Source organism: Streptomyces sp. NPDC059853, from assembly GCF_042731495.1.
Lineage (GTDB): Bacteria > Actinomycetota > Actinomycetes > Streptomycetales > Streptomycetaceae > Streptomyces.
Window position 1 is genome coordinate 1 of the sequence record NZ_JBHWJL010000189.1, and the last position, 10,142, is coordinate 10,142.

The 10,142-nt window shown below is 72.0% G+C and carries 11 protein-coding genes; 10 read left to right on the forward strand and 1 reads right to left on the reverse strand.

Annotation, left to right across the window (positions count from 1 at the left end; translation table 11 throughout):
• Positions 1–39: 39 nt before the first annotated feature.
• The 4 genes from ACFV5N_RS18895 to nusB all read left to right on the forward strand — a co-directional run bounded on the left by ACFV5N_RS18895 (position 40) and on the right by nusB (position 2,973).
• Complete coding sequence (locus ACFV5N_RS18895) at positions 40–732, forward strand: AAA family ATPase (protein ID WP_385600952.1); 693 nt, start codon at positions 40–42, stop codon at positions 730–732.
• Between the two features lie 65 nt (positions 733–797).
• Positions 798–1,910, forward strand: coding sequence for an aminopeptidase P family protein (locus ACFV5N_RS18900; protein ID WP_385600955.1), 1,113 nt, complete (start codon positions 798–800; stop codon positions 1,908–1,910).
• 69 nt (positions 1,911–1,979) lie between these two features.
• Complete coding sequence (efp, locus tag ACFV5N_RS18905; RefSeq protein ID WP_385600958.1) at positions 1,980–2,546, forward strand: elongation factor P; 567 nt, start codon at positions 1,980–1,982, stop codon at positions 2,544–2,546.
• Position 2,547: 1 nt separating this feature from the next.
• Positions 2,548–2,973, forward strand: coding sequence for a transcription antitermination factor NusB (nusB, locus tag ACFV5N_RS18910; protein ID WP_093842414.1), 426 nt, complete (start codon positions 2,548–2,550; stop codon positions 2,971–2,973).
• Positions 2,974–3,084: 111 nt separating this feature from the next.
• Here nusB and bldD read toward each other — a convergent pair whose 3' ends face one another.
• On the reverse strand, positions 3,085–3,585 hold the full coding sequence (gene bldD / locus ACFV5N_RS18915; RefSeq protein ID WP_019434753.1) for a transcriptional regulator BldD: 501 nt from the start codon (positions 3,583–3,585) through the stop codon (positions 3,085–3,087).
• A 193-nt stretch (positions 3,586–3,778) separates the two neighbouring features.
• Here bldD and pyrR point away from each other — a divergent pair, with 193 nt between their 5' ends.
• The 6 genes from pyrR to carB form a co-directional block, all read left to right on the forward strand.
• Positions 3,779–4,354 carry a bifunctional pyr operon transcriptional regulator/uracil phosphoribosyltransferase PyrR gene (gene pyrR / locus ACFV5N_RS18920; RefSeq protein ID WP_385600961.1) on the forward strand — a complete coding sequence of 192 codons (576 nt, stop codon included), beginning with the start codon at positions 3,779–3,781 and terminating at the stop codon, positions 4,352–4,354.
• 92 nt (positions 4,355–4,446) lie between these two features.
• On the forward strand, positions 4,447–5,415 hold the full coding sequence (locus ACFV5N_RS18925; protein ID WP_385600964.1) for an aspartate carbamoyltransferase catalytic subunit: 969 nt from the start codon (positions 4,447–4,449) through the stop codon (positions 5,413–5,415).
• A complete protein-coding gene (locus tag ACFV5N_RS18930; RefSeq protein WP_385600967.1) occupies positions 5,408–6,712 on the forward strand; it encodes a dihydroorotase in 1,305 nt (434 codons plus the stop codon). Before ACFV5N_RS18925 ends, ACFV5N_RS18930 begins: the two co-directional genes overlap by 8 nt.
• On the forward strand, positions 6,709–7,314 hold the full coding sequence (locus ACFV5N_RS18935; RefSeq protein ID WP_385600970.1) for a hypothetical protein: 606 nt from the start codon (positions 6,709–6,711) through the stop codon (positions 7,312–7,314). The genes ACFV5N_RS18930 and ACFV5N_RS18935 overlap by 4 nt, the downstream gene beginning before the upstream one ends.
• On the forward strand, positions 7,311–8,447 hold the full coding sequence (carA, locus tag ACFV5N_RS18940; RefSeq protein ID WP_385600973.1) for a glutamine-hydrolyzing carbamoyl-phosphate synthase small subunit: 1,137 nt from the start codon (positions 7,311–7,313) through the stop codon (positions 8,445–8,447). Before ACFV5N_RS18935 ends, carA begins: the two co-directional genes overlap by 4 nt.
• The coding region (gene carB, locus ACFV5N_RS18945) for a carbamoyl-phosphate synthase large subunit (RefSeq protein WP_385600976.1) at positions 8,440–10,142 on the forward strand (1,703 nt) is incomplete at its 3' end. The genes carA and carB, both read left to right, overlap by 8 nt.

The following is a 10,142-nucleotide window of genomic DNA, read 5'->3' on the forward strand; positions in this document are numbered from 1 at the left end:
GAGCCGTCTGCCGTGCCTCTACATCGCCAGTGGTGCCGGATGCATCAACCCGGGATGCCCCCGCCGCCGCACGCCCCGCTCGACGGCGGGACGGGCGGGCAGATCCAGCTGCCGGCCGGCGCCGCAGTGCCCGCCCCGGCACCCGCCGTCGCCCCCGCGCACCCGGATGTCGCGCACATCGGCGTCGCCGTGCTGCTCATCGGCCCGGCCGGGGCCGGCAAGACGACCGTCGCCCGCTACTGGGCCGAGCGCCGTCCGGTGCCCACCGCCAGCATCAGCCTGGACGACGTCCGCGAATGGGTGCGGGCCGGGTTCGCCGACCCGCGCGCCGGGTGGGACGACCGCTCCGAGGCGCAGTACCGGCTGGCCCGCCGCACCTGCGGTTTCGCGGCCCGCAACTATCTGGCCAACGGCATCTCCTGCATCCTGGACGACGCGGTCTTCCCCGACCGCCCCGCCGTCGGCCTGGGCGGCTGGAAACGGCACGTGGGCCCCGGGCTGATCCCGGTCGTACTGCTGCCGGGTCTCGATGTCGTGCTGGAGCGCAACGCCGCCCGCACCGGCACCCGGCGGCTGTCGGACGAGGAGGTCGCCACCATCCACGGCCGGATGGCCGGCTGGTACGGCTCCGGGCTGCCGATCATCGACAATTCCCGGCACGACGTGGCCACCACCGCCCGGATGCTGGACGAGGCGGTGGCCCGCTCGCTGAGCAGCCCGCCCGCCTGGTGAGGTGCGCGTCCCCGTTAGGACGTGTTGAAGGCGCCCCGTGGCCCCGGGCTGCGTAGGCTCGGTCCATGTCCGAGGTACATGCCGCCCGGCGCTCCAGGCTGCGGGCCCGCTGCTCGGCCGCCGGCAGCACCGCTCTGGTCGTCTCCCGCCCCGCCAATGTCCGCTACCTGGTCGGCGCCGCCCCCGCCGACGCGGTCCTGCTGGTGGGCCGCTCGGGTGACGACGTGCTGCTCAGCCACTGGGAGGCGGCCGACGCCTCCGCCGCACCGCGTCCCGCCGACACCGAGGGGCTGCGCACCGAGGTGCTGCACGGGGAGAGCGATCCGGCGATCGCCGCCGTGGCGATGGCGATGAAGGCCGGCGCCGACACCGTGGCCGTCGAGGAACACCATCTGACCGTCGCCCGGCACCGGGCGCTGGCCGCCGGGGCCCCCGGCGTGCGGCTGACCGATCTGGGCCGGGTGGTGGAGGAACACCGGCTGGTCAAGGACGAGGACGAGATCGCGGCGCTGCGGATCGCGGCCGAGATCACCGACCGGGCGCTGGGGGAGTTGCTGGAGTCGATCCTGGTCGGCCGTACCGAGCGCCATCTGGCGCTGGAACTGGAGCGGCGCCTGGTCGACCACGGGGCGGACGGCCCGGCCTTCGCCACCTCGGTGGCCACCGGATCGCACTCGGGGGTGGCCGGGCACCGGCCCACCGACCGACGGGTGGAGGAGGGGGACTTCCTGTCGGTGTGCCTGGGGGCCAGGTTCCGCGGCTACCGCTGCCGGATCGGCCGCACGTTCGTGATCGGCTCCAGTCCGGCCGACTGGCAGATCGAGCTGTACGACCTGGTGTTCGCCGCCCAGCGGGCGGCCCGCGAGGCGCTGCTGCCGGGCGCCGAGTACCACGCCGTGGACCGCGCGGCGCGTTCCGTGCTGGAGGCCGCGGGGCACGGTTCGGCGCTCGGCCCGGCCACCGGGCACGGGGTCGGGCTGGAAATCGGGGAGGACCCCCGGCTGTCCCCGGCCGCCATGGGTAGACTGGGCCCTTGTGTGCCGGTCACCGTCGAGCCGGGAGTACACCTCCCGGGCCGGGGCGGAGTCCGGATCGACGACACGCTCGTCGTCCGCTCACCGGCGGACGGCGGTCCCGAGCTACTCACCATCACGACCAAGGAACTCCTGGCACTGTGACCGGGTCCACCCGACGCACGGGGGGTTCCTCCGGTCCCCTCTAGCCAGCCTGTAGGAGATTCCGCGCCCGTGGCCACCACGAACGACCTCAAGAACGGCATGGTGCTCAAGCTCGACGGCGGACAGTTGTGGTCCGTTGTGGAGTTCCAGCACGTCAAGCCCGGCAAGGGCGGTGCCTTTGTGCGCACCAAGCTGAAGAACGTGCTCTCCGGCAAGGTGGTCGACAAGACCTTCAACGCCGGCACCAAGGTCGAGACCGCCACCGTCGACCGCCGTGCGATGCAGTTCTCCTACAAGGACGGCACCGACTTCGTCTTCATGGACACCCAGACCTATGAGCAGCTGCCCATCGACCCCAAGACGGTGGGCGAGGCGGCCAACTTCCTGCTCGAGGGCTTCGACGCCACCGTGGCCATCTACGAGGGCACCCCGCTCTTCGTGGAACTGCCCGCCTCGGTGGAGCTGACCATCGAGTACACCGAGCCGGGCGTCCAGGGCGACCGCTCCACCGGCGGCACCAAGCCCGCCAAGCTGGAGACCGGCTACGAGATCGGCGTTCCGCTCTTCATCACCACGGGCGAGAAGATCAAGGTCGACACCCGTTCCGGTGAGTACCTCGGCCGGGTGAACAGCTGACGTGTCCGCGCGCAGCAAGGCGCGGCAGCGAGCGCTCCAGATCCTCTTCGAGGCGGATCAGCGCGCTGCCGACCCCACCGACGTCCTGGCCGAGTGGACGCGCAAGGCCCTGAGCGATCAGGGGAACCCGCAGGTCAATCCGTACACCAGGGAGCTGGTCGAGGGGTTCGCGGAGCGGGCCGAGCGGATCGACGAGCTGCTGACGCAGTACACGATCGGCTGGCCGCTGGACCGGATGCCGGCCGTGGACCGCAACATCCTGCGGCTGAGTGCCTTCGAGCTGATCTGGCGGGACGACGTGCCCGATCCGGTGGTGCTGGACGAGGCCGTGCAGCTGGCCCGGCAGTACTCCACCGATGATTCGCCGGCCTTCGTGAACGGCCTGCTGGGACGGCTCAAGGAGCTGAAGCCCTCGTTGCGGCGCTGAGCCGCCACGGCAGGGGCGGGCGGCGGGCCTGATGGCCGGCCGTCCGCCCCTGTGCCATGCGCCGCCACGGGCGGCGCGACGCGGAGGTGACGCGCGTTGCGCGCGCCCCGGTCAGCTCTCCTCGGCCTGCACCGCGCGACGGGCGTCCGCGCCCAGCACACCCCAGCTGATCAGCTGCTCGGTCAGCACCGAGGGGGACTGGTCGTAGATCACCGCGAGGGTGCGCAGATCGTCCTGGCGGATCGAGAGCACCTTGCCGTTGTAGTCACCGCGCTGGCTCTGGATGGTGGCCGTGTAGCGCTGCAGCGGGCCGGCCTTCTCGCTGGGCAGCGTGGCGAGCCGCTCCAGGTCGAGCACCAGCTTCGGCGGCGGCTCGGCGGCGCCGCCGGGCGTGGTGCCGGGCAGCAGCTCCTGGACGGGCACACCGTAGAAGTCCGCCAGCTCCGCGAGGCGCTGCACGGTCACCGCGCGGTCGCCGCGCTCGTACGAGCCGACCACGACCGCCTTCCAGCGGCCCTGGGACTTCTCCTCGACCCCATGGAGCGACAGACCCTGCTGGGTGCGGATGGCGCGGAGCTTGGCTCCGAGCTGTTTGGCGTATTCGCTGGACATGTGTCTCCCCGGACGGCAATTTCGTTACTCACTGTGATGTTACGCAGCGTGATATCTCCCGTCAAGCCGGACCGGGTCCCTCCTCTCTGACCTGGGGCGATGCGGAGCGTATCGAGTGCCCTGCTATGGTTCATTCGAACACCAGACGTCCTTTAAGGCCCGTCCCGTGAGGCGGGGAAGGAGGTCCTTTCGTATGGACACCCATGAGTCGCCCCCGGCCCGCTCCGTGCTGGAAGCGCCGGACATCGCCCGGGCACTGACCCGCATCGCCCACGAGATCGTCGAACGCGCCAAGGGCGCCGACGACGTGGTGCTGCTGGGCATCCCGACCCGCGGCGTCGCCCTCGCCCACCGGCTCACCGCCCGGCTGGCCGAGATCACCGGACACCCCGTGCCCGTCGGATCGCTGGACATCACCATGTACCGCGACGATCTGCGGCTGCGCCCGGCCCGGGCCCTGGCCCGCACCGAGATCCCCGGTTCCGGCATCGACGGGGCGCTGGTCGTCCTCGTCGACGACGTGCTGTTCTCCGGCCGCACCATCCGGGCCGCCCTCGACGCGCTCGGCGACATCGGCCGCCCGCGCGCCGTCCAGCTCGCCGTCCTGGTCGACCGCGGCCACCGCGAGCTGCCGATCCGCGCCGACTACGTCGGCAAGAACATCCCCACCTCCCTGCGGGAGACGGTCAAGGTCCAGCTCACCGAGGAGGACGGCCGCGACGGCGTGCTCCTGGGCGTACGCGAGGACGCCTCCGCCGCCGAGCGGTAGCGCGCCCCGGCACGGCCCGGCCACCACCCCGGCCCCGCCGTGCCCGCGCCTGCCCGCACGCCCTCAGCACACCCCTCACCGGGAAGGCAACGATGAAGCGCCATCTCATCTCGGCCACCGACCTCAGCCGCGACGACGCCGTCCTGATCCTCGACACCGCCGAGGAGATGGGCCGGATCGCGGACCGGCCGATCAAGAAACTCCCCACCCTGCGCGGCCGCACGGTCGTCAACCTGTTCTTCGAGGACTCCACCCGCACCCGGATCTCGTTCGAGGCGGCCGCCAAGCGGCTCTCCGCCGATGTGATCAACTTCTCGGCCAAGGGCTCCTCGGTCTCCAAGGGCGAATCGCTCAAGGACACCGCCCTCACCCTCCAGGCGATGGGCGCCGACGCCGTCGTCATCCGGCACCACGACTCCGGCGCCCCGCACCGGCTCGCCACCTCCGGCTGGATCGGCGGCTGCGTGGTCAACGCCGGGGACGGCACCCACGAACACCCCACCCAGGCGCTCCTCGACGCCTACACCATCCGCCGCCGGCTGGCCGCGGGAGCCGCGGCCGGCACCGACCTCGCCGGGCGCCGGATCACCATCGTCGGCGACATCCTGCACTCCCGGGTGGCCCGCTCCAACGTCCAGCTGCTGCACACCCTGGGCGCCGAGGTGACCGTGGTCGCCCCGCCCACCCTGGTCCCGATCGGCGTGGAGCACTGGCCCTGCGCCGTCTCCTACGACCTGGACGCGGTCCTGCCCAAGTCCGACGCCGTGATGATGCTCCGCGTCCAGCGCGAGCGGATGAACGCCGCCTACTTCCCGACCGAGCGCGAGTACGCCCGCCGCTACGGCCTGGACGGCGAGCGCATGGCCAAGATGCCCGGCCACGCGGTCGTCATGCACCCCGGGCCGATGAACCGCGGCATGGAGATCACCGCCGAGGTCGCCGACTCCCCCCGCTGCACCGCCGTCGAACAGGTCACCAACGGCGTCAGCGTCCGCATGGCCGTCCTCTACCTGCTGCTCGGCGGAGCCGAGCCCGCCGCCACCAAGGAAACCCATGAGTGAGACCGCAACCCCCCGGCGCACCCTGATCAAGGGCGCCAAGATCCTCGGCGGACGGCCGCAGGACGTCCTCGTCGAGCACGGCACCATCGCCGAGATCGGCTCCGGCCTCCCGGCCGCGGGCGCCACCGTGATCGAGGCGGACGGCCGGATCCTGCTGCCCGGCCTGGTGGATCTGCACACCCACCTGCGCGAGCCGGGCCGCGAGGACTCCGAGACCGTCCTCACCGGCACCCGGGCCGCCGCCGCCGGCGGCTACACCGCCGTGCACGCCATGGCCAACACCTTCCCCGTCGCCGACACCGCGGGCGTCGTCGAGCAGGTGTGGCGCCTGGGCCGCGAGTCCGGCTACTGCGACGTCCAGCCCATCGGCGCCGTCACCGTCGGCCTGGGCGGCAAGCAGCTCGCCGAACTGGGCGCCATGCACGACAGCGCCGCCGGCGTCACCGTCTTCTCCGACGACGGCAAGTGCGTGGACGACGCCGTGATCATGCGCCGCGCCCTGGAGTACGTGAAGGCGTTCGACGGCGTGATCGCCCAGCACGCCCAGGAGCCCCGGCTCACCGAGGGCGCCCAGATGAACGAGGGCACCGTCTCCGCCGAACTCGGCCTCACCGGCTGGCCCGCCGTCGCCGAGGAATCGATCATCGCCCGCGACATCCTGCTCGCCGCCCACGTCGGCTCCCGGCTGCACATCTGCCACCTGTCCACCGCCGGCTCCGTGGAGCTGGTGCGCTGGGCCAAGTCCAAGGGCTGGCGGGTCACCGCCGAGGTCACCCCGCACCACCTGCTGCTCACCGACGAGCTGGTGCGCTCCTACGACCCGGTCTACAAGGTCAACCCACCGCTGCGCACCGAGACCGACGTCCTGGCACTGCGCGAGGCGCTCGCGGACGGCACCATCGACATCGTGGCCACCGATCACGCCCCGCACCCCCACGAGGACAAGGACTGCGAGTGGGGCGCCGCCGCCATGGGGATGATCGGCCTGGAGACCGCCCTCTCCGTCGTCCAGCACACCATGGTCGACACCGGCCTGATGGACTGGGCCAAGGTCGCCGACCGGATGGCGTACGCGCCCGCCGCTATCGGCCGGCTCGCCGGACACGGCCGTCCGGTCGCCGTGGGGGAACCCGCCAACCTCACGCTGGTCGACCCGGCATACCGTTCCCTGGTGGACCCCGCCGGTTTCGTCTCCCGCAGCCGGAACACCCCCTACAAGGGGCGCGAGCTGCCGGGCCGGGTGACGCACACCTTCCTGCGGGGCCGGGCAACGGTCACGGACGGGAATCTCACATGAGCCACATCATCACCGCACAGCTGATCGTCCTCGCCGACGAGACGATCGAACGCAAGTCGGCCGAGGTCACCGACTGGGCCGCGCGCATCGGCTGGACGGTCGGCCTGCTGCTGCTCGTCGCCCTCGTCTACTGGCTGATGCGCGAGGGCTGGAAGTGGCGCGGCAGCCTCCAGGGCGACCTGCCCGAGCTGCCCGCCCCGCCGGAGGCGCCCGGTGACGCCCGGCTGCGGCTGACCGGCCGCTACCACGGCTCCACCACCGCCGGGCAGTGGCTGGACCGCATCGTCGCGCACGGCCTCGGCGCCCGCAGCCGCGCCGAGCTGACCCTCACCGCCGAGGGCATCACCGTGGAGCGCACCGGAGCCCCCGGCTTCCTCATCCCGGCCGACCGCGTCCGCGGGGCCAGGCTCGACAAGGGCATCGCCGGCAAGGTCCTCACCGAGGGCGGCCTGCTGGTGATCACCTGGGAGCACGGCGACCGGCTGCTGGACTCCGGCTTCCGGTCCGACCGGGCCGACGAGCACGCCGCCTGGGTCCAGGCGCTCCAGCCCGCCACCACGGCCCCCGCCGGCCCGCACACCCCCGAAGAAGGTGCCGCATGACCACCGCCACCCCCCGCACCGGCCCCGCCGTACTCGTCCTGGAGGACGGCCGCACCTTCCGCGGCCGCAGCTACGGCGCGGTGGGCCAGACCCTCGGCGAGGCCGTCTTCTCCACCGGCATGACCGGCTACCAGGAGACCCTCACCGACCCCTCCTACCACCGCCAGGTCGTCGTCATGACCGCCCCGCACGTCGGCAACACCGGCGTGAACGACGAGGACCCCGAATCCGGCCGCATCTGGGTCGCCGGCTACGTGGTCCGCGACCCGGCCCGCGTCTCCTCCAACTGGCGCGCCACCCGCAGCCTCGACGCCGAACTGACCGCCCAGGGCGTGGTCGGCATCTCCGGCATCGACACCCGCGCCCTCACCCGCCATCTGCGCGAGCGCGGCGCCATGCGGGTCGGCATCTTCTCCGGCGACGCGCTGGCCGGCGAGGACGAACTGCTCGCCCGGGTCCAGGCCGCCCCCGCCATGAGCGGCGCCGACCTGGCCTCCGAGGTCGCCACCACCGAGCCGTACACCGTGCCCGCCCAGGGACGGCGCCGCTTCACCGTCGCCGCCGTCGACCTCGGTATCAAGGGCATGACCCCCTACCGGATGGCGGAGCGCGGCATCGAGGTGCGCGTCCTGCCCGCCACCACCACCGCCGAGGAGATCTACGCCCTCGCCCCCGACGGCGTCTTCTTCTCCAACGGCCCCGGCGACCCGGCCACCGCCGACCACGCGGTCGGCCTCATGCGCGCCGTCCTGGAGCGCGGCACCCCGCTGTTCGGCATCTGCTTCGGCAACCAGATCCTGGGCCGTGCGCTCGGCTTCGGCACCTACAAGCTCAAATACGGCCACCGCGGCATCAACCAGCCGGTCAAGGACCGGGTGACCGGCAAGGTCGAGGTCACCGCCCACAACCACGGATTCGCCGTCGATGCCCCGCTCGACACCGTCTCCGACACCCCCTTCGGCCGCGCCGAGGTCTCCCACGTCTGCCTCAACGACAACGTCGTCGAGGGGCTGCGTCTGCTCGACCGGCCGGCCTTCAGCGTCCAGTACCACCCCGAAGCGGCGGCCGGTCCGCACGACGCCGCCTACCTGTTCGACCGCTTCGTCTCCCTGATGGAGGACCAGCGTGCCTAAGCGCACCGATATCCAGTCCGTCCTGGTCATCGGATCCGGTCCGATCGTCATCGGACAGGCCGCCGAGTTCGACTACTCGGGCACCCAGGCGTGCCGCGTGCTGAAGTCCGAGGGACTGCGCGTCATCCTCGTCAACTCCAACCCGGCCACGATCATGACCGACCCGGAGATCGCCGACGCCACCTATGTCGAGCCGATCACCCCGGAGTTCGTCGAGAAGATCATCGCCAAGGAGCGCCCCGACGCGCTGCTGCCCACCCTCGGCGGCCAGACCGCCCTCAACACCGCCATCTCCCTCCACCAGTCCGGCACCCTGGAGCGGTACGGCGTGGAGCTGATCGGCGCCAACGTCGAGGCCATCAACAAGGGCGAGGACCGCGACCTCTTCAAGGGCGTCGTCGAGGCGGTGCGCGAGAAGATCGGCCACGGCGAGTCCGCCCGCTCGGTCATCTGCCACTCCATGGCCGAGGTGCTCGCCGGCGTCCCCGCCCTCGGCGGCTACCCCGTCGTCGTGCGCCCCTCCTTCACCATGGGCGGCGCCGGCTCCGGCTTCGCCCACGACGAGGAGGAACTGCGCCGCATCGCCGGCCAGGGCCTGGCGCTCTCGCCCACTACCGAGGTGCTCCTGGAGGAGTCCATCCTGGGGTGGAAGGAGTACGAGCTGGAGCTGATGCGCGACCGCGCGGACAACGTGGTCGTCGTCTGCTCCATCGAGAACCTCGACCCGATGGGCGTGCACACCGGCGACTCCATCACCGTCGCCCCCGCCATGACCCTCACCGACCGCGAGTACCAGATCCTGCGGGACATCGGGATCGCCGTCATCCGCGAGGTCGGCGTGGACACCGGCGGCTGCAACATCCAGTTCGCCGTCAACCCCGAGGACGGCCGCGTCGTCGTCATCGAGATGAACCCCCGGGTCTCCCGCTCCTCCGCCCTCGCCTCCAAGGCCACCGGCTTCCCGATCGCCAAGATCGCCGCCCGGCTCGCCATCGGCTACACCCTGGACGAGATCCCCAACGACATCACCGAGCGGACCCCGGCCTCCTTCGAGCCCACCCTCGACTACGTCGTGGTCAAGGTGCCCCGGTTCGCCTTCGAGAAGTTCCCCGCCGCCGACTCCTCCCTCACCACCACCATGAAGTCGGTGGGCGAGGCCATGGCCATCGGCCGGAACTTCACCGAGGCGCTCAACAAGGCGCTGCGCTCGGTCGAGAAGAAGGGCGCCTCCTTCGACTTCACCGGCGACCCCGGCGACAAGGCCGACCTGCTCGCCCGCGCCGCCCGGCCCACCGACGGCCGGCTGAACACCGTCATGGCCGCCATCCGGGCCGGCGCCACCCGCGAAGAGGTCTTCGATGCTACCCGCATCGACCCCTGGTTCGTCGACCAGCTCTTCCTCGTCGCCGAGATCGCCGGTGAACTCGCCGACGCCGAACGGCTCGACGCCGACCTGCTCGCCCACGCCAAGCGGCACGGCTTCTCCGACGCGCAGATCGCCGGGATCCGCGGCCTGCGCGAGGACGTCGTGCGCGAGGTGCGGCACTCGCTCGGTGTGCGCCCCGTCTACAAGACCGTGGACACCTGCGCGGCCGAGTTCGCCGCCCGCACCCCCTACCTCTACTCCTCCTACGACGAGGAGACCGAGGTCGGGCCGCGCACCAAGCCCGCCGTCATCATCCTGGGCTCCGGCCC